Annotated in this window: 20 protein-coding genes; 13 read left to right on the forward strand and 7 right to left on the reverse strand. The window is 44.9% G+C overall.

Translation table 11 applies throughout. The features are described from left to right. The first annotated feature begins 256 nt into the window (after positions 1-256). The 4 genes from AC6I5A_RS10020 to AC6I5A_RS10035 are packed head-to-tail and all read left to right on the forward strand — an operon-like array spanning position 257 to position 4,587. Positions 257-1,114 (forward strand): putative selenium-dependent hydroxylase accessory protein YqeC, encoded by an 858-nt coding sequence (locus AC6I5A_RS10020; protein ID WP_034615162.1) that lies wholly within the window; start codon positions 257-259, stop codon positions 1,112-1,114. Continuing rightward, entirely contained in the window at positions 1,096-1,827 is a 732-nt protein-coding gene (locus tag AC6I5A_RS10025; protein ID WP_497900648.1) for a nucleotidyltransferase family protein, read from the forward strand. The genes AC6I5A_RS10020 and AC6I5A_RS10025 overlap by 19 nt, the downstream gene beginning before the upstream one ends. After that, the gene (locus tag AC6I5A_RS10030) at positions 1,751-2,854 is read left to right on the forward strand and encodes an XdhC family protein (protein ID WP_034615165.1); all 1,104 of its coding nucleotides are present in this window, start codon (positions 1,751-1,753) and stop codon (positions 2,852-2,854) included. The genes AC6I5A_RS10025 and AC6I5A_RS10030 overlap by 77 nt, the downstream gene beginning before the upstream one ends. After that, positions 2,854-4,587, forward strand: a complete 1,734-nt coding sequence (locus tag AC6I5A_RS10035) for an aldehyde ferredoxin oxidoreductase family protein (protein WP_034615169.1) — start codon at positions 2,854-2,856, stop codon at positions 4,585-4,587. The genes AC6I5A_RS10030 and AC6I5A_RS10035 overlap by 1 nt, the downstream gene beginning before the upstream one ends. A gap of 106 nt (positions 4,588-4,693) precedes the next feature. Here the strand turns inward: AC6I5A_RS10035 and AC6I5A_RS10040 are convergent, their stop codons facing one another. From AC6I5A_RS10040 to AC6I5A_RS10055, 4 genes are all read right to left on the reverse strand, one after another. Beyond that, positions 4,694-5,410: a sulfate/molybdate ABC transporter ATP-binding protein gene (locus tag AC6I5A_RS10040; protein ID WP_034615173.1), complete on the reverse strand. Its 717-nt coding sequence runs from the start codon at positions 5,408-5,410 to the stop codon at positions 4,694-4,696. Then, the gene (locus tag AC6I5A_RS10045) at positions 5,411-6,112 is read right to left on the reverse strand and encodes an ABC transporter permease (RefSeq protein ID WP_034615176.1); all 702 of its coding nucleotides are present in this window, start codon (positions 6,110-6,112) and stop codon (positions 5,411-5,413) included. Between the two features lie 166 nt (positions 6,113-6,278). Further along, entirely contained in the window at positions 6,279-7,160 is an 882-nt protein-coding gene (locus tag AC6I5A_RS10050; protein ID WP_034615178.1) for an ABC transporter substrate-binding protein, read from the reverse strand. A 321-nt stretch (positions 7,161-7,481) separates the two neighbouring features. Beyond that, positions 7,482-8,399: a substrate-binding domain-containing protein gene (locus AC6I5A_RS10055; protein WP_034615179.1), complete on the reverse strand. Its 918-nt coding sequence runs from the start codon at positions 8,397-8,399 to the stop codon at positions 7,482-7,484. 390 nt (positions 8,400-8,789) lie between these two features. Here AC6I5A_RS10055 and speD point away from each other — a divergent pair, with 390 nt between their 5' ends. The 9 genes from speD to AC6I5A_RS10100 all read left to right on the forward strand — a co-directional run bounded on the left by speD (position 8,790) and on the right by AC6I5A_RS10100 (position 15,291). After that, the gene (gene speD / locus AC6I5A_RS10060) at positions 8,790-9,167 is read left to right on the forward strand and encodes an adenosylmethionine decarboxylase (RefSeq protein WP_034615241.1); all 378 of its coding nucleotides are present in this window, start codon (positions 8,790-8,792) and stop codon (positions 9,165-9,167) included. A gap of 395 nt (positions 9,168-9,562) precedes the next feature. Then, on the forward strand, positions 9,563-10,324 hold the full coding sequence (locus tag AC6I5A_RS10065; RefSeq protein WP_034615180.1) for a polyprenyl synthetase family protein: 762 nt from the start codon (positions 9,563-9,565) through the stop codon (positions 10,322-10,324). Between the two features lie 21 nt (positions 10,325-10,345). After that, on the forward strand, positions 10,346-11,200 hold the full coding sequence (locus tag AC6I5A_RS10070) for a UbiA-like polyprenyltransferase (protein WP_034615181.1): 855 nt from the start codon (positions 10,346-10,348) through the stop codon (positions 11,198-11,200). 18 nt (positions 11,201-11,218) lie between these two features. Next, positions 11,219-11,890, forward strand: a complete 672-nt coding sequence (locus AC6I5A_RS10075; RefSeq protein WP_034615183.1) for an FO synthase — start codon at positions 11,219-11,221, stop codon at positions 11,888-11,890. Then, positions 11,872-12,954, forward strand: coding sequence for a cyclic dehypoxanthinyl futalosine synthase (gene mqnC, locus AC6I5A_RS10080; protein WP_034615184.1), 1,083 nt, complete (start codon positions 11,872-11,874; stop codon positions 12,952-12,954). The genes AC6I5A_RS10075 and mqnC overlap by 19 nt, the downstream gene beginning before the upstream one ends. 4 nt (positions 12,955-12,958) lie before the next feature. Further along, a complete protein-coding gene (gene tatC / locus AC6I5A_RS10085) occupies positions 12,959-13,717 on the forward strand; it encodes a twin-arginine translocase subunit TatC (protein WP_034615187.1) in 759 nt (252 codons plus the stop codon). Between the two features lie 13 nt (positions 13,718-13,730). Then, a complete protein-coding gene (locus AC6I5A_RS10090; RefSeq protein WP_034615190.1) occupies positions 13,731-14,120 on the forward strand; it encodes a twin-arginine translocase TatA/TatE family subunit in 390 nt (129 codons plus the stop codon). Between the two features lie 7 nt (positions 14,121-14,127). Beyond that, entirely contained in the window at positions 14,128-15,096 is a 969-nt protein-coding gene (locus AC6I5A_RS10095) for a polyprenyl synthetase family protein (protein ID WP_034615244.1), read from the forward strand. Positions 15,097-15,147: 51 nt separating this feature from the next. Then, a complete protein-coding gene (locus AC6I5A_RS10100; RefSeq protein WP_497900649.1) occupies positions 15,148-15,291 on the forward strand; it encodes a hypothetical protein in 144 nt (47 codons plus the stop codon). On the opposite strand, the gene ilvD is transcribed toward AC6I5A_RS10100, so the two are convergent. The 3 genes from ilvD to AC6I5A_RS10115 form a co-directional block, all read right to left on the reverse strand. Continuing rightward, positions 15,283-16,935, reverse strand: coding sequence for a dihydroxy-acid dehydratase (ilvD, locus tag AC6I5A_RS10105; RefSeq protein ID WP_034615193.1), 1,653 nt, complete (start codon positions 16,933-16,935; stop codon positions 15,283-15,285). The genes AC6I5A_RS10100 and ilvD overlap by 9 nt on opposite strands. A 77-nt stretch (positions 16,936-17,012) precedes the next feature. Further along, entirely contained in the window at positions 17,013-17,564 is a 552-nt protein-coding gene (locus tag AC6I5A_RS10110; RefSeq protein ID WP_052168017.1) for a hypothetical protein, read from the reverse strand. After that, positions 17,557-18,837 carry an HD domain-containing protein gene (locus AC6I5A_RS10115; RefSeq protein ID WP_034615195.1) on the reverse strand — a complete coding sequence of 427 codons (1,281 nt, stop codon included), beginning with the start codon at positions 18,835-18,837 and terminating at the stop codon, positions 17,557-17,559. The genes AC6I5A_RS10110 and AC6I5A_RS10115 overlap by 8 nt, the downstream gene beginning before the upstream one ends. Positions 18,838-18,931 lie beyond the last annotated feature (94 nt).

Raw genomic sequence — 18,931 nt, forward strand, 5'->3', positions numbered from 1 at the left:
CGCTGCCAATGATTCTGTATATTAACGATGTATTAGTATAGCATACGATTAGAGGATTCAAAAGAGTCAGTATATTAGAGGATTTCAAGCGTGATGAGGCACGAACTTCGTTACTCAAAAATGAATGTGGAGAAAGGACCTGGTATAGAAAAGAATTCCTCCCAATAGCTAAGGGGCCAAAGGAGAGAAACTTGAGCTTGGACTTTAGCTAACACTAGGAGTATACTAGTCGAAAATAATCGCAGGAGAAGAGAACATGGCCAGTTTAAAAACAGGGTTACCGAACAGTTGGGCGAGTGGCAGTATATGGGGCATGACAGGGCGTGTGCAAGTTGTTACGTTTATTGGAGCCGGAGGGAAGACGACCTGTCTGCGCTCGATCACTCAAGAAATTGACGCCGCTGGGCAGCGGGTTGTTGCAACGACCACGACAAAAGTCTTTCCCGAGGAATCAATGAAGGGTTGGAAAAATCCCAATCCGCCGCCTTATGAACAAGAAGGTGCTTGTTTTTGGTATGTAGACGTGATGGAGGGAAACGGAAAGTGGATAGGGCCTCCCCTGAAAGCGGTCGATGATGCCATATTCGAAGATTTCAGTTTGGTTAAGAAAAAAGGAATTCAACCAGGGGTGCACGGGGAGATTACTCGTGGTGCCTTGGGTAGCAGCAAGCGTTTTTGGGTGATAGAAGGGGATGGAGCCAGGGGACTCAAGATAAAATGCCGCTGGGAACCCCATGAACCGCAAATTCCACGGCAATCGGATTGTGTTGTCTTAGTGCTGGATGGCGGTTTGTGGGGGAAAGTCCTGCAGACCGAGCAAGTTCACAGACCGGCTGGTTGTCTCGATCTTCTTGGACACGTTTGGAACGCAGAGAAGGCTTGGCGTTATTTCTTGAGATCCCCCGTCTTTGCTCCCCAATATGGGCAAATGTCTTGGGTTATTCTCCTTAACGCGAAGGCTTTCAGGGATTCAGGCAAGCCTTTGCTTGAACTAAACCACAGGTGGACGGAAATTCAACGGGAAATTATAGAACTGAAATATCGGCCAAACCATTTGCGATTAGCTGCTGGGGATGCCAAGGAGGGGAAACTACAGTGGTTCGATTTGTGGTAATGGCTGCCGGTCTGGCAACCAGAATGGGGCAAGATAAACTCGTACTGCCTTGGAAGGACACGACGGTGCTTGGTTATGTGCTTCAGACTGTTTTGGAGGCAATCACCCTTCAAGAGCAACGTTTGTTGGTTGTATCCCCTCTCTCAGTGATCACTGAGATATACGTTGTCGCCAAACATCCTATAGAGACCTATCTTCCGGAAAATCGTATTCGGATGTTCAATTCGTACGGTGGGGCTTGGATTCAAGTACCAAGTCCACAACCGCTCGCGGAGACGATTCGCTCTGGTTTACAAGACTTAAACAATGCGGTTCAGTGGATTGGATTCCTGCCCGGAGATCAAGTGGGAATTACGGTGCAAAGGCTTGCAGACTGCCTGCAGCAGCTGCAGCAGAATCTTCCGGATTTTCTGGTACCGATTGTCGGGGATAAGGCGGGATCGCCCGTGTTTTTTCACCGGCAGTATGTTCCTGAACTTTTAGAGCTGCGAGGAGAACAGGGAGGTAAGGAAGTCTTATACCGCTATCCTGAACGATGGCGGAAGTATCCGGTGGAAGAAAGTTTTTTTCAAGATGTTGATACTCCGGAGCAATACAATACTTTACGGGGACAAAATAGGAAAAGGGGCAAGGCTAATGGAGAAAGAAGTTTATCTTGGACTGAAAAAAGTATTTCACCAAAAACTGGAGGCGGCCCTGATTACTGTAACTAGTGTGCTGGGGTCATCTCCCCGTAAGCCGGGTGTGAAGATGTTGGTTTTTGCGGACGGGACAACAGTTGGAACTATTGGCGGCGGATGTGGCGAGGCCGAGGGAAGGAGGGAGGCCTTGAATGTAATAGCGGCGTACACCTCAAAGGTATATCATTTGAATATGACCGCGGACATCGCCCAAGAAGAGGGAATGGTTTGCGGGGGGATTATGGGATTATTCATCGATTACTTGGGTTCTCAAAGTCCCGTGGAACTAACCAATCTCTACATTGATTATCTGTCTGGTTTAGAAAGCTGCTATAACCCCATACTGGTAACCGTAATTGAAGCGGCTGAGGAACGGTTCATAGGGAAAAAGCTGTTCCTCAAGAATAACGGAGACGTCTTAGGTGATCTTGGTTTAGAAGAACTGAACAGAGTTGCCTTAGAGAGTGCGAAGACAGATCTTCGAAGCCAGCCGCAATTAATTAGTTTGAATTCCGAGTTCGAACCATTCGTCTCCTCAGTGACGAAAGCGGCTTACCAATTATTGATAGAGCCCCCAACCACCGTCGTACAATTGTTGATTTTAGGTGCAGGACATATAGCGCTCCCCCTGGTAACCATGGCCAAAATCATTGGATATGAGGTTACAGTAGTCGATGATCGTCCATCCTTTGCAAATTCTGCCCGATTTCCTACCGCTGATACAATAATATGCGATGATTTTGAACGAGCTTTAGATGCTATCAATATTAATCCGCAAACGTTCGTTGTGATTATTACCAGGGGACATAGTTATGACAAAGTATGTCTGAAGAAAGTCATAAACCAACCTGCCTCATATATTGGCATGATAGGTAGTCGTAAAAGGGTTAAAGCGTTGCTTGCTAAATTGGAGGAGGAAGGAGTTCCGAACAGATTGCTGCAAAAGCTCCATGCTCCAATTGGTCTAAAAATTGGAGCAGAAACTCCCGAAGAAATAGCTGTCTGCATTCTGGGGGAGTTAATTCAAGTGCAAAGGGGAGCCGATAAGGAGGAAGATTAATGGGCGGATATACCGGAAAAATATTACGTATCAATCTTACGAAAGGGAAAACCGGCATTGAGCCTTTAAACATGGGACTTGCCAGAAAATATCTGGGCGGGCGTGGGCTTGCGGGGAAAATGTTTTTTGATGAGGTAGCAGCAAATGTCGATGCGCTTTCTCCTGAAAACACAATTTATATTGCTCCTGGAGTATTCACTGGAACGAACGCTCCATCGTCTGGACGCTTTATGGTTGTGACAAAATCACCGCTAAATGGAGTTATCTCCTCTTCAAACTCCGGGGGGTATTGGGGGGTGCAGCTTAAGTTTGCCGGTTATGATATGGTCATATTGGAAGGTAAGGCTGGTAATCCTGTATACATTTCCATTAAAGATGACTTAGTGGAAATCAAGGATGCATCCCAGCTTTGGGGTAAGGATGTTTATGCAACAACAGAGGCCTTAAAGCTGGAATTCGGGGATGAGAAGGCGAAAGTTCTAACCATTGGTCCCGCAGGTGAAAACCTTTCTTTGATGGCAGTGTTCATGAATGACCTCAATCGTGTAGCTGGGCGTAGTGGAGTGGGTGCAGTAATGGGATCTAAGAATCTCAAAGCACTTATTGTTCGTGGAACTGGGAAAGTCGAAAATGCTAATCCGGATAAGATGAAAAATGTCTTAATTGCGGCTTTGGGCAAATTTAAGGGAAAAAGCGTAACAGGTCAAGGTCTTGGAGTGTATGATGCCGATCTAATCGGCAGAGAAACCATGCCGGCAAACCACTTGATCAAAAAAGATGCTTGCTATCGTTGTCCGATTAATTGTGGTCGCCATAATAAATTGGAAGACGGCCAAGACATAAGCTCTAAACGGGAAACTAAATCGAGTTTTGGTTCTGACTGTGGCATCCATAATTATGAAGCGATTCATGCAGCCAATGATTTGTGCAACAAATTAGGGTTGGACTCGATTTCAGTCGGTTGTACCATTGCAATGGGTATGGAACTTGTTCAGCGTGGATATATAAAGCAAGAAGAACTTGATGGGACGCCACTTGAGTTCGGAAATGCTCAAGGAATGGTGGAATGGGTCCGGAAAATAGCTCACGCTGAAGGACTCGGAGCCAAAATGGCTCAGGGTTCATATAATTTCACTGAATATTATGGACAACCAGAGCTATCCATGACTTTGAAAAAACTTGAGATTCCAGCCTATGATCGTCGGGGCATACAAGGACAGGGCCTCGAATTTGCAACCAGTAACCGGGGTGGTGGTCACGTTCGTGAGTACGGAGTTTCTCCGGAAATCTTAGGCTTTCCTCAACTAATTGATAAGGACTCGATTGAGGGAAAAGCAATGTGGGTCAAGATTTTACAGGATCTCTCAGCCGTCATCGACTCCGTTGGAATGTGCTTGTTCACTTCAGTAGCGCTGGGTTATTATGATTATACGGCGATTTTCAACGCTGTGACCGGTTTCAATTATACAGATGCCGAACTCATGGCTTGCGGAGACCGGATTTGGAACATTGAACGTTTACATAATTTACGGACTGGTATGACCACCGCGGACGACACACTTACTGAAAGTTTATTAAAAGTAGAAATTCCTGCGGGACCTTCAAAAGGAAGTATCCGCAAATTGCCTGAACTTCTCCCTATGTACTATAATGTACGTGGATGGGACGATGCGGGTGTACCAACTCCGGAATGTCTAAAAACCCTGGGAATCCAGGACTCAGATGGGACTTGATGTACGGAATTAGGTGTGTGAATTCTCGATTTCGTGACGGTTAGTCAATGGATAAAGCTTTGAGGGGGACCTTTTGAGGGTCCCCCTGGGATTGGATGATACGTTATTATGTAGAGAAGTGCTCTAGAAAACGCTCGACATCTTCTTTTTGAGGACCCTTGAGTAGTTGAGATGGAGATCCTTCAGCCTCAACTTGCCCATTCAGGAGAATCAAGGCTCGATTAGTTAAATGTGCAATGTCCTTAAAATCGTGACTAACGAGCACAGTCGTCGTTTGAGTTGATTTAAAAACTTGACCCAAGTCAAGACGCAGCCCCTCTTTGGTTGGGGCATCTAAGGATGAAAATGGCTCGTCTAAAAACAGAATGTCCGGCTCCAGGGCAAAGGCTCGTGCCAGGCTAACGCGTTGGGCTTCTCCGCCGGAGAGTGACCGTGCTAATTGTTTAGAAAGATGGCTTACCCCAAATTGTTCCAGCCAATAATCCACCCGTTCCCGAACTATCCCTTTGCTGAGGCCTCGAATTTTTAATCCGATGGCGACATTGTCAAAAACGCGTGTGCTTAATAAGAGGGGTTCCTGAAAAACAAAAGCAATTCTGCGACGAATAGGAAGCGGGACGCGCTTTGGAACGGATTGGCCCTGAAAATAGAGTAAGCCGGATGTCGGGGTTTCCAGAAAGGCGAGGATTTTTAATAAACTGCTTTTACCGGATCCGTTTGGTCCGATGAGACCTACGCATTCCTTAGGAAACAAGTGAAAATCAATATTTTGCAATATGGTTTTATGGTCCTTGATCCAGCTTATCTCCCGAGCTTCAAGCACTTATGGACCTCCTTGCTGTTTTTGTTGGAGAAGGGTTAAGCCCAAGGTTGCCCCATAGGCTAGTAAGCATAAAATGATACTTAAGGCAATAGCGATGTCGAAATTGCCCTTGGAAACTTCCAAGACAGTTGCTGTTGTAAGAACGCGAGTTTGGCCTTGGATGTTTCCACCTACCGCCATAGATGCCCCAATCTCCGAAACAATGGCCCCAAAACCGGCAATAATTGCAGCAAAGAGTGAAAAACGGACTTCTTTAAGAAGCAACCAAATATACTGGCAGCGAGTTGCGCCCAGGGCCTGTATTTGGAGCCTAAGTTTGGGGTCGGTTTGTTGAAGAGCGGCAGAGGTTAAGGCGGCAATAATGGGAGAAGCAATGATCGCCTGGGCAATGATAATGGCTGTTGGGGTATACATGATATTTAAGAATCCAAAGGGTCCGGAGCGCCAAAGAAAAATTGAGACCCATAGTCCTACGACCACCGGTGGCATGCCCATCCCTGTATTGACGACACTTAAGACGAAGCGATGTCCTGGAAAGGGTTTAAGAGCTAAAAGTGTACCGAACGGAATCCCGATAAGCAGGCTTATTAACGTTCCAGTACCTGATACTCTAAGGGTTAGAAGCGTTATCTCAATTACCCCGGGATCTCCGGTTATCAGAAGGTGAATGGCGGCTAGGATTCCTTGCCAGATCATTTCCATGCGATTATTTTCCCTTCGGTGCAAGAATTAGGATACTTACTTCAGGTGGAGTTTAACTCCATCGGAAGTATAGTTAAGCTTATCCAGAGAGATAGCGTTACTAGGACTCCCACTGAAAAAGCGGGAGTCCTGGTAACGGTTAGCCATCGGAAAGCTGACTTACTTATTAGAGATCTTCCATCTTTTTACCTGCATCAGGATAGAAGAGAGCCTCACCGTATTTATCTTTGCCAAAGTCGCCAATGAGTTTTTGAGTATTTGCATTAATCATATATTCGACGAAGGCTTTGGCTCCGGCAGCATTGACCTTTGTGAATTTTTCAGGGTTTACCTGCATGACATGATAAATGTTGAGCAGAGCCGCATCCCCTTCAAGGAGGATGTCAAGTTTTAAATTTTTCTTTGTTGCCAGATAAGTTGCACGATCCGTGAGGGTATAGGCGTCTTTTTCAGAGGCCATGGTCAGTGTTTGGCCCATGCTCGAACCACTCTCCAGATACTTACTTCCGGATGGCTTAAGACCGGCCTTCTTCCATAATGCTTTTTCCATTTTGTCTGTTCCGGAATCATCTCCACGGGAGACAAATGTTGAGGAACTGGCATTAATGGCGTTGAAAGCGTCGACGGCTGTTTTTGTTTCTTTGATTTTTGCGGGATCAGCAGTTGGACCTACAATAACGAAATCGTTATGCATCACCAGCTGATAGTTGATGGCTGTTTGATTATCGACCAATTTCTTTTCCGAGGCAGGAGCATGGACCAGCAAAACGTCAGCTTCGCCTTTTTCCCCCATGGCTAAAGCAGCACCCGTGCCATTAGGAATGGTTTTTACCTTATAGCCTGTCTTTTTCTCAAAATCAGGTACGAGCACATCGAGTAAACCACTATCAACTGTACTTGTGGTGGTCGCTAAAATAAGGTCGGGATTTGCAGGTTTTGGAGTATCAGTCGCTTGTGGTGTTGGAGCTGCTGTTTTTCCACACCCGACGACGATCATCAAGATGGCAATCAAAAGTAGTGACAAGCCAAGTTTAAGTTTTTTTTTCATTTCTTTTTACCTCCTAAAATATATATATTTTTTCTATACGCTTTACCTCTGCGTTCTTCCACGTCGCAAGCCTCGTCGTAGCCAAGCCAAAGAATGAAATGATATTGCATAGAGTACGTTCCATCCCCCGGCGACCCAAGCCTGAGGAAGTTTCTTAGCTTAGGGAGCACGGAGAGAGGAATTGCGTCAGTGTGCGTAGTCGATAAGGCGTGAAGAAACACATTGGTCGCACATTCAGTGAAGCCCAGAGGTTATGTGTTTTAGCCTTGGCGGCAAGTGAATAGCAATGGAACGTGTGTGACTGTGCTAAGAAACTCCCTCCTATCCATCTAAAAGAATTTTCCCTGTCAGAGAAGTATCATACCCTTTCTGCTGGTGAATAGCTTGGATAAATCCAGGAGATCTTAAAACCTCTAGAAGTTGTTGCCAAACAGGAGATTTAGTTATTTTCCCCAGACAAACCAGATCATAGCGTTCATTAAATAGGGGGATAAAATCAAGGCCAAGTCGCTGTGCAGCTGCTTTTACTCCAACGCCGACATCGGCTTGTCCACTAGCTACGCGGCAAGCAACTCCAGAGTGAGTGGCTTCTTCATGTTCATAGCCTAGAATTCTGCCGGGAGAAATCTTTGCTGATTTTAGGTAAGCATCGAGTCGCAGACGGGTTCCTGATCCCTTTTGGCGGTTAATAAATTGCATACCTTCCAGAGTAATATCTTCCCAGGTCTGAAGATGGAGAGGATTGCCGGGCGCCACAATGAACCCTTGTTCCCGCTGAACTAAATTCACGATACAAACGGATTCTCCGGGGATAACATGTCTGACATAGGAAAGGTTATAATCTTTTGATGATTCATCCCAAAGATGTGCGCCAGAAATCTCTGCTTCTCGGCGATAGAGCGCAATTAGACCATCCATACTTCCTTTGAAGGAAATCGAGGATTCGATGGGTATTGCAGCATGTTTGAGAAACTCGAAAAGCAGCTCGACTACCGGATCGTGACTTCCAATGAAGCGAATAACCGGTAATCCTGAGACGTCGGAGTGCGTAGCGGCAGGGGGGTTATTGCTGAGACTAAGGGTTCCTCGTAAATAACGGTCCAGGACTGTCGGATCAATTCGAAGTTGGCGACCGATGTGGTGAGCGGGAATCTCTCCCCGTTTAACAAGTTCATAAAGGGTATATTTTGAGATTTTAAGGATTTCTGCAGCTTCAGCCGCAGTCAAGGTTAAGCTCAAATAATTCACCTCCATACATAATCCTGCATTACGTTTATTTTAGAATAGAGAGGTATGCAAGTCAATAGTGTTGTTGTTAAAAATAATGTTTACATTGTTTATGTTAGCTATACTTGGAAGAATAATAGTCTTGCTTTTTACCATTCACATAAATAAGTAGACGGTTAACATGGATCCAGCTGAATGAGACGAAGTGAACCGAAATTTATTTCACCGTTGGAGCAAACCGGAGTATGGCGGCGTAAAATGATTAAGAGTCAATAGAAATTTTTATTGACAACCTCAAACTTTGTGCTAGAATTTAGTTTGGTGGAATTTGTGTGTCCGGATAAAAGAAGTTCGGCTCAAATTCCTTCCTATTTTGCAGAAAAAAGGGGGCAAAGATCACAATTGGCAAATTCTCTTGGACGTCATGTGTTGGCTGAAATTAATGGGTGTAGTTTCGACATTTTAAACGATCGTGAAAAAGTCGAAGCAATTATGGTCAACGCAGCTTTGGAGGCTGGTGCCGAGGTACGTGAGGTAGTTTTTCATAAATTTAGTCCTCAAGGGGTGAGTGGTGTTGTTGTGATTTCTGAATCGCATCTAGCCATCCACACGTGGCCTGAACTCGGATATGCAGCTGTAGACGTCTTTACTTGCGGGGACCGTGTCAATCCCTGGGTTGCCTGTAACTTTTTAACCAATCATTTCAAAGCCGGTCATATGGCAGCAACGGAAATCAAGCGGGGTATTATTGAAGATCCAAAGGAAGCGGTAAATATTTAGGAGGGATATTTATTTTACTTCGGACAAAGACAAGTGCGGATAAAGAAAACCAGGCTTCTACGAAGCCGCAGGTGCCGTTAGAAGCCTTTGGTTGCACTTATGCCACCCAGGAGTTATACTTTCTGACTTGGTACTAGATAGACCTTGTGACTAAAAAGTTGCGGGGTCTATTATATTATTGTTTCAGAAGTTTTACATACTCTTGCAATAATTTTGTCATATTAACAGAGTACTTTCGGAAAAAGGGCAGGACTTTACATAAGTATATCGAATATAGAATAGGTTAATGTCTTATAGAAAACTTGGGGAAGGGACCTTCCAGAAAGTGCTATAATCTGACTTGTACAGTCAGTTATGCTTTCTGAATAGTTGAATGGAAGACAAGGAGCGATAATATGGTTCCGGTAGAATTTTGCTTTCTGGAGAAACTAAACAATGTTCAAATGCGTTTGCGCCAAGAAATAAACATGAAGCCAGAGAGTTTTGAGGAATTGGTTCAGCTGAATATGGATGAACTTGATCGAACAGTAAATCCGGCGATTGTCTTAGCTGTAAGCCGAGCTTTTAAAGAACATGGACGAAAATCAGAAGCATTGGCGGGAATTATTCAATTTTTATTTATGGCCAATAAAGTCCATAAATTAATGAAAGAGGATAGTGATATCGCGGAAGAACTGCGACAATTTCCGGTACTGGTTGGGGATTTACTATATGGAAAGTTTTTTCTGGAGCTCTGCAGTGAGAAGCTGCTTCCATTTCTAGACCCACTTGCTCAAGTCATGGGAACGATGAGTGAGGGGGGAATTTCCCGCTGGCTTTCCCGTGACAAAAAACTTGGGTTGGCGGAGTCGCTTAAAATAATTGGAAGGGAGAGCGCGTCATTAACAGCATTGGCAGCCCGTCTAAGTGCGGAACTCGCAGGGGTTTCAGTTCCTTTACAGCATAAAATTGAAGCTTTTGGCTGGGAATTAGGATTAGCATGGGGAGCATGGAAAGAACGTTTGGAGAATATCGAGGTTCAATCGATCCTTCAGCGGGCGAATGCTATCTTGAATGAGATTTCGTCTGAGTCGCAGCTTCAGTTACACCCCCTCCGCGAAGTGTATCTTTTCATGGCGAAGCAGCTGAACGGAGATTACAGTCCCCAAGAGGCATGATCGTAACGAACGGAGCGGAGTATGCAAAAACTTAAAGTCTTTTTCCAAATGATTAAATTTGAACATACCCTTTTTGCCCTTCCTTTTGCGTATCTAGGCGCCTTTTTAGCTGCAAATGGTGTTCCGCCTGGTCTCAAACTTTTCTGGATTACGCTGGCTATGATAGGGGCCCGGACGGCAGCGATGTCCTTGAACCGTTTGATTGACCGGCATATTGATGCACGTAACCCCCGAACGGCGCAAAGAGCACTGCCGACAGGGGTGTTAAGAGTGAATGAAGTCTACTTATATACTTTGTTCTCTTTCCTGCTCCTTGGCTTTTCGGCGTACCAACTCAATATTTTGGCTTTGAAGTTAATGCCGATTGCTGTTTTTATTCTTGTCTTATACTCCTATACAAAAAGGTTTACCTGGGCTTGCCATATCGTATTGGGAATTGCACTGGGTTTGGCTCCGGTGGGAGCCTGGATTGGGGTAACCGGTCATTGGGATCTGGCGCCCGTTCTTTTAGGGTTAGGGGTCATGACTTGGGTCGCGGGCTTTGATGTTGTCTATGCCTGTCAGGATGTGGAGTTTGATCGCCGGGAGGGGCTTAGCTCAATTCCTGCAGTTTTTGGTTTGCAGAGAGGTTTAGAGATTTCATCGGGATTGCATATTATTGCGGCCTTCTTTTTTATAGCCGTCGGAGTGGTAATGTCTATGAGTTGGTTGTACTACGTAGGTGTCGCGATTGCCGGCGTGTTACTCTATTGGCAGCATCGCCTTGTCTCGGCGGACGACTTTTCGAAGATCGGAGTTGCTTTTTTCGACCTTAATGGCTACTTAAGTCTCTTACTTTTTGTATTTTCAATTCTGGATTTAACCTTATTGCGATAAAGGAAAGGTGGGTATGCTTTGTCCTCACTGTTTGCGCCAAGTGAACTCTTTGACTTGATAGAAAAAGTCGAAAAGGGCGAACGATTAGACCGTGACGACGGTGTGCGCTTGATGAACAGTCAAGATATCCTGGCGCTTGGGTATATGGCTAATATCGTGCGCGAAAGAAAAAACGGAAATCAAACTTTTTTTATTATCAAGCAACATTTAAATTATACCAATGTCCACGATGCAACGATGTTTTACGGAAACATGGAGTCTGCGGAGGAGCAGATTGACCATTTATTGCAGTTGCGAGTACTGCAGGACCAAAAAGGGGAGGTTCGGTCCTTCATAGCGCTTTCCTGTTATCCTAAAGATACAGTATTAGCAGGAACGATGGGTAATGGAACTACAACGGGTATTGATGACTTGAAAGTGCTGGCGATTTCCAGGATCTTACTTGATAATTTCGATCATATTAAAGCCTCTTGGATCATGCTGGGTCTCAAATTGGCCCAGGTTTCTCTGGCCTTTGGGGTTGATTGTTTAGAGGGTAACATAGTTGAGGAACGAATTAGTCACTCAGGAGGGGTGGATCTTAGTCAAGGTATGACTAAACGAGCCATGATCCACATGATTCAAAAAGCAGGTCGGGATGCGGTGGAACGGGACGGGTTAGGGGGATCTGCATGCAAACGGAGACCTTGAGAATCATAGAGAAACGTCTGGAGGGTGAACGGCTATCCATCGCGGATGGGATCAAACTATTTCAAGATGCAGATCTTCTTTCTCTGGGTCAAGGGGCGGATCTCGTCCGGGGGCAGATGCATCCGCAAAAAAGGGTGACATTTGTTATTGACCGGAATATAAATTACACAAATGTGTGTTCTTGTCAATGCAAGTTTTGCGCCTTTTATTGTAAACCTGGAGACACAAACGGTTATATTTTGTCACAGGACGAATTACATGTTAAGATTGAAGAAACAATTAACGTTGGGGGGACTCAGCTTTTAATTCAAGGGGGATTGCATCCGGACTTGGATCTGGAGTACTTCGAAAATCTTTTGCATGATATTAAAGCTCATTACTCCATTCATATTCACTCGTTCAGTCCTCCGGAAATATGGGACCTTGCAAATAAATCCAAGTTGTCTGTTCAGGAAGTCATCTTGCGTCTTAAAAATGCAGGCTTGGATTCAATTCCTGGGGGTGGGGCAGAAATCCTGGATGACCGGGTTCGTCATCTAATCAGCCCTAACAAAATAAGCTGGCAACAATGGATGGACGTGATGACTGCAGCACACAAGTTGGGCATGAAGACGACCGCAACCATGATGTTTGGGCATGTCGAGACGTTGGAGGAACGAATTTTACATATGGTACGTGTTCGAGAGGCTCAGGATCAAACGGATGGATTTACGGCCTTTATTCCTTGGAGTTTTGCGCCTGCCAACACATTGCTTGGCGGAGAAGGAAGTACGGGGGTCGAGTACCTGAGGACACTCTCGGTCGCCCGCTTAATGCTCGATAACGTCCCCAATATCCAAGCGTCTTGGGTTACCCAAGGAGCCAAGATGGCGCAGGTGGCTTTACGTTTTGGGGCGAATGATTTTGGGAGTACCATGCTGGAAGAAAATGTCGTTCGTGCCGCCGGCGTACAAACGCGTGTCCCGTTACAGGAGATTATTCGTTGCATTGAAGGTGCGGGTTATCAGGCTGTTCAACGCAATACGCACTACGAGTTGCTAAAGGTGTACGGGAAGGGAGTGTAGGTTGATGCGCAAGCGACCACGCAAGGATGACAATTTGCCGTTACTGGAACATATAGTTGCCCTGCGCAAAGTATTAATAATCTCTGCGTATGCCATAATACTGGGCTCCATAATCGGGTGGTTCTTCAGTAATCAAGTATTCGCTTATTTAGCAAGGCCTGTAACTTTATTGGAGGATATCAGGTTCATTACGACAACGCCCATGGAACCAATGCTGGTGAAGATAAAAGTTTCCATGTTCATTGGAATTACTCTGGCGCTCCCAGTCCTTATGTGGCAAATTTGGAGTTTTGTGCTGCCGGCTCTAAAGCAAAACGAAAAGAAATATATACATATTATTGTTCCCTGTTCGGTACTCCTCTTCCTTAGCGGCGCCGCCCTGGGTTTCTACGGAGTGATGCCTTTAGGGATTAAATTCTTGCTTTATGCCGGTGGCGGGGTTGCTCAGGCAACGCCCTTTGTGACCAAAACATCCTATCTTAGCTTTCTCTTAACTTTTCTCTTGACTTTTGGACTTGTATTTCAATTACCGATAGTCTTATTGATATTAATCCGCATAGGTGTCTTATCTCCCCAGACGTTAGCTAAAAAAAGACGTTGGGCAATACTCCTAAGCGTCATCCTGGCGGTTGTTGTTTCCCCAACACCGGATCTGGTGACACAACTTCTCATGGCGGGACCGATATATCTCCTCTACGAAATCAGCATCTGGCTGGGTTATCTCGTGGCGCGCAGAAGAAAAAAAGACCTGGCGACAAAATAAGGGGGGTAAAGACATGGGTATGAGCGAAATCCTCTTGATTATGGTTATTGTGCTTATTTTGTTTGGGCCTGAAGATTTGCCGGATATCGCTCGAACAATTGGGAAAGTGGTTTTCCAAATTCGAAAGGCAACCAATGATATGGCCAAAGAATTCCAAAAATCAAATCTGGATAACCCGGTTAATATGATCAACAAAGCATTTGAGCAGACGACGTCCTCTCATGTTACCTTGACACAAAATGAGCAAAGTAGGACGGACGATCATAAGACCGATGATGAATTGTTAACGCATGAGGATGAAAACCCAGCCTCGGAGGAACCGTCCAAGACGAAGTCGGAAGATCCTCTAGCCGAACTACCAATAGATATGGTATCTTATGAAGAAAAGGGTGCGAGCAGGTGAACCGGTTTTGAAACAACTCTGGCTCTTTAATCAAATAAATGCAGATTTGCAGCGGGTTGAAAAAGAACTGACCAAATTTGTGGAGACGGATTATCCGATTCTCCAGGATTCGGCTGTTCACTTATTAGCTGCCGGGGGAAAACGGTTACGCCCGGCTTTTACGCTCTTAGCCGGAAAATTCTATGGATATTCCCTGGAAAAGTTAATGCCGGTGGCCATGGCCTTAGAACTTATTCATATGGCCACGTTGGTTCATGATGATGTCGTTGATGCATCGATGATCAGAAGAGGGAGCCCGACGGTTAAAGCAAACTGGGGTAATATAGTATCCGTACAAACGGGAGACTACTTGTTAGCTAAATCATTGATGCTCATTTCGAAGATTGATCATCCAGAGGTCGCACGTATATTAGCAGAGGTCAGTGTTGAAATGTGCCAAGGGGAGATTCAGCAGATTAATTGTTCCTTTGACGTCGAGCAAAACTTAAAACAGTACTATTACCGTATAAAACGTAAAACGGCCTTATTAATCTCCGCCTGTTGCAGACTGGGTGCTTTGGTTTCGGGAGCTCCCAGTCGTCAAGTTTGGGCACTGGGTGCTTATGGACATTCGCTGGGAATGGCTTTTCAAATTGTCGATGATGTTTTGGATTTAACGGCCAAGCCCTCCGAATTTGGGAAACCAATTGGGGGAGATTTGCACCAGGGCATTATGACATTACCCATGATTCTGGCCTTGAAATCGTCCCCGAACCCTTCCCACTTAAAGGCCTTGCTGGGAAAAATAGACAAAACGGATGAAGAAGTGGGGGAAACGATTGAACTGATCATCAGTACCGGGGCGATCGATGAGTCGATGCATTTGGTCGATTTATATGTTTTGAAAGCCAAAAAACATCTGCGGGCTCTTCCCCAGGTCCCAGCACGGAAAGCTTTGGAAGAGTTAGCTGAGTTTATCGGGGTTCGGAAGTTTTAGTTTGCAATTGAAATGAGCATCGTGCTCAACATCAGGCGAAAACATAGTAAAATGAAAACATTAGTAAAAATAATTGATAACCGTGCCAAGGAAGAAAAAGGGGTTGCCGTAAACTTGTTTTCCAGTTTGCAGCAACCCCATTTTATTGGGAATTACAATATTAATTGGTTTATGCATCCCTTGACCTTAGACTAAAACTGCACCTTTGTTTGCGGAACTAACCAACTTGGCATACCGTGCCAGATAACCGGATTTGAACCTGGGTTCGGGTCTTACCCAAGCCTGGCGACGCTTAGTCAATTCTTCTTCCGAGACAAGCAGCTGCAGGGAACGTTCGGGAATATCGATGGCAATGCGGTCGCCATTTTCCACGAGGGCAATGGTTCCTCCATCCATGGCTTCCGGACAGATATGGCCGATACACGCGCCGCGCGTGGCGCCGCTGAAACGACCGTCGGTGAGCAGAGCCACCCGCAATCCCATGCCGGTAATGATGGCGGTAGGATTGAGCATTTCTTTCATACCGGGACCGCCCTTCGGTCCTTCATAGCGGATCACAACGACTTCCCCGTCATGCACTTCTTTATCTAAGAGGGCTTCCAGCACTTCATCCTCAGAGTTAAAAACATGGGCGGGACCTTCAAACACAAGCATATCGTTTTCAACGGCACTTTCTTTAACTATGGCCTGATCCGCTGCCAGGTTCCCGGAAAGTATCGCGATGCCCCCTGTTTTGCGGTAGGGGTTATCAACTGAATGGATGACATCCGGGCAAGTCGTCTGAGCATTTTCCAAACGATCATTAAGTGGTCCGGCAACAGTCAGAGCAGCAGTATGCAGGACCCCGGCTTTGTTCAGTTCATACATTACGGCACTAATCCCGCCCGCTTCATTAAGGTCTTGCAGGTGGTGAGTACCTGAGGGGCTGAGCTTGGTTAAATAAGGGGTCTTGGCACTGATGGCATCAAAGAGGGAGAGAGGAAGCTCGATACCGGCTTCATTTGCAATCGCCGTGAGATGTAAAACTGTGTTGGAGGATCCCCCAATACCCATATCCAGGGCGATGGCGTTTTCAAAGGCCTGTTGGGTCAAGATGTCCCGAGGTTTGAGATCTTTTTTCACTAGATCAACAAGTATTAAGCCAGACCGTTTAGCCAGCATTTTTCGGGCCCCGGAGTTCGCAGCGGGAATGGTCCCGTTACCGGGGAGCGCCATGCCAAGGGCCTCAGTTAAGCAATTCATCGAATTCGCCGTAAACAGACCGGCACAGGAACCGTAGCCGGGGCAGGCGGATTGCTCCATCGCGGCGAGTTCCACCGAATTAATCTTCCCGGATTCAAATTGGCCGGCTGCTTCAAACATCTGGCTGACACTAATGCTTTTTCCCTGATAGCAACCGGCTAACATGGGTCCGCCGCTGACAATTATACTAGGTATGTTGAGGCGTGCGGCTGCCATAAGCATGCCGGGAATAATTTTATCACAGTTAGTAATTAAGACCAGTCCGTCCAAGGCATGTGCTTGGGCGACGGCTTCTATTGAATCGGCGATAAGTTCACGACTGGGCAGAGAAAATTTCATACCTAGATGGCCCATGGCAATACCATCGCAAATCCCGATGGCCGGCACTTCGATCGGAGTTCCCCCCGCGGCCGATACCCCTAATTTTGCCGCCTGGGCCAAATCCTTGAGGTGCCCGTGGCCGGGGATGATCTCATTGAAAGAGTTAACAATTCCGATAAGGGGTTTCTCCAGATCTTCAGGGGTAAAGCCCATGGCATAAAAGAGGGAGCGATGAGCTGCTTTTGTGGAACCCTTTTTAACTATATCACTGCGCAAAATAATTTCTCTCCTTTATTCGCCGTTCTGAAACGGTTAGTGGGATGGCTATATGGCTGGGTAATTGTGTTTGAGTCCTAAACAGCTCTTTCAAGAAGACCTAATCCATCTAAATGTTGATATTCATTCCGTATAGTTTCTATATCAAAATGCGGCTTTATTTCGCATAAATTAATAGAAATCGTCTCTAATGTGCAACTCCAATGGTTCGCAGTATATGTTCCGTATAAGTAAATTATTGTTGTCGCAAGTTCCAACGCCTTAGCCGTCTTATCACCAAAAAGGGTTATGACCTCTTGAACGCTTTCTTCATACTTGGAAACGAATTCCTTTTCTTTATCCACTGTCATTTCAATATTTGATGAAGGTGACAAATGATACCCACTATGACCGGTAGGATAAATAATCCTTTCTATACTAATGATGTCCTGATGGTTTGCATAATCAATATCTACCATCACCTCAGAGGCGTAAGGGCCATAGGTATATATCTCAAAATCATAGCCTAAAGGAACCTTATATACTTTTTGCAGCAAAAAGATATACTTCATCATCGCTGTTTTCCCAAGTCCAGGCCTTAGCTTTACAATGGAAGAAATAATCCCCATACGTTTGCTTAAATCAACCATTACAATCGCTCGCTTTCATTTTTGGATGCTCTACATAAAATCGTTGAAGTCTTGGTTTTTCAATCATGGCCTTTACTATACTTGATTTTTCACTTAAAGGTTGAATTTGATGATCATTCACACTTATAAAAATATCTTTATCTAGTTTATACCACGACGTGGACGCTTTATCATCCAAGTAATAATTCTTCCCCACATAATTCTGCTTCAGTTCCTGCATTTTTTTAATTTCTGTTTCAGTTGGAATAATCTGTGTTTGTTCTATACACTTATAATGAGTTCGATTAAGGATTATTTCTCCATGCCTCCCTCCCGATCCTTCTTTTAGAGCTGAATAAATCTTCCAATCGTCAAACTCAATATAGTCTTGAATTTGGTCGGGCGGAGGATAGCACGCGTCCTTTACATCCATTTTCCGTAAAATCTCTTTAGTAGCGCAATAAATATGATAATCGTAAATCCTGCGCACCTTATGAAAGTATACTTGCGAAAACATCTGATAACGCGCAAGCACTAAACTCTCAGCTATGTACCAACCTTTTTCATCTATCGCTAAAACGGGAGCATCAGTTTCCGTCTTACTAATCGTCATACAACTCACAAGTCGATTTCTATCATATATACCATAACTTACTCCAAGATGCATTGAATCCCTAAGAAGATAATCCGCTCTATCCGCATCGACCTGACCGGATATCAACTCTTTCCAGAGCAAGGAATTTGCCTTCGGTTTGACTGTTGTATCGCCTAGAAGAGCTGTAACATCCTCCACTCTGATCCGATAATTATCATTGGCAGGGTGATTTTCGATAATTTCTTTGAACACTTGCTTAATGATTCTTATGCTATATTCCTCATGTTCGTATCTTTTCTGTTGACCTTCAACATACTTACCATGCGTACTTGGCAACAATGGCATAAGATCTTCTCCGGAGTGGGAAAAAGGCGCATGTCCAATGTCGTGTAATAAGGCTGCAATTCTGACTATCTTACGGTAAATTCTAATGCCATTTTCATTCAATGAGAGTTCCCTCTCCAAAAGCTCCTTCTTCTTGTCAACAATACTATCAAACATATCCGTAGCCATTTGCATTACACCGATTGAATGCTCAAATCTGGTGTGATTGGCCCCGGGGTATACCATATCTGTCAAAGACAATTGTTTAATACGTCTAAGCCTTTGAAATACTGGATGGTCAATAATTGCACATTCTTGTTCATCAAGGCTAATAAAGCCATATACTAGATCTCTAATCTTCTTAGATTTAGCCACTGCTTCACCTCAAGCAAACTGATGTTCGATTTAATTATAATATAATGGTGGAAGAATTTCCACATATTTATCCAGAAATTAATATGAGAAAGGC

Source organism: Desulfosporosinus sp. Tol-M2, assembly GCF_059735615.1.

Coding starts and splice junctions, on each gene's coding strand:
- AC6I5A_RS10110 (WP_052168017.1), bottom strand. CDS start 17,564: ATGGTTGATTTAAGCAAACGTATGGGGATTATTTCTTCCATTGTAAAG.
- AC6I5A_RS10100 (WP_497900649.1), top strand. CDS start 15,148: ATGAAAACATTAGTAAAAATAATTGATAACCGTGCCAAGGAAGAAAAA.
- tatC (WP_034615187.1), top strand. CDS start 12,959: ATGCGCAAGCGACCACGCAAGGATGACAATTTGCCGTTACTGGAACAT.
- AC6I5A_RS10030 (WP_034615165.1), top strand. CDS start 1,751: ATGGAGAAAGAAGTTTATCTTGGACTGAAAAAAGTATTTCACCAAAAA.
- AC6I5A_RS10090 (WP_034615190.1), top strand. CDS start 13,731: ATGGGTATGAGCGAAATCCTCTTGATTATGGTTATTGTGCTTATTTTG.
- AC6I5A_RS10045 (WP_034615176.1), bottom strand. CDS start 6,112: ATGGAAATGATCTGGCAAGGAATCCTAGCCGCCATTCACCTTCTGATA.
- AC6I5A_RS10020 (WP_034615162.1), top strand. CDS start 257: ATGGCCAGTTTAAAAACAGGGTTACCGAACAGTTGGGCGAGTGGCAGT.
- AC6I5A_RS10050 (WP_034615178.1), bottom strand. CDS start 7,160: ATGAAAAAAAAACTTAAACTTGGCTTGTCACTACTTTTGATTGCCATC.
- AC6I5A_RS10065 (WP_034615180.1), top strand. CDS start 9,563: ATGGTTCCGGTAGAATTTTGCTTTCTGGAGAAACTAAACAATGTTCAA.
- AC6I5A_RS10035 (WP_034615169.1), top strand. CDS start 2,854: ATGGGCGGATATACCGGAAAAATATTACGTATCAATCTTACGAAAGGG.
- mqnC (WP_034615184.1), top strand. CDS start 11,872: ATGCAAACGGAGACCTTGAGAATCATAGAGAAACGTCTGGAGGGTGAA.
- AC6I5A_RS10070 (WP_034615181.1), top strand. CDS start 10,346: ATGCAAAAACTTAAAGTCTTTTTCCAAATGATTAAATTTGAACATACC.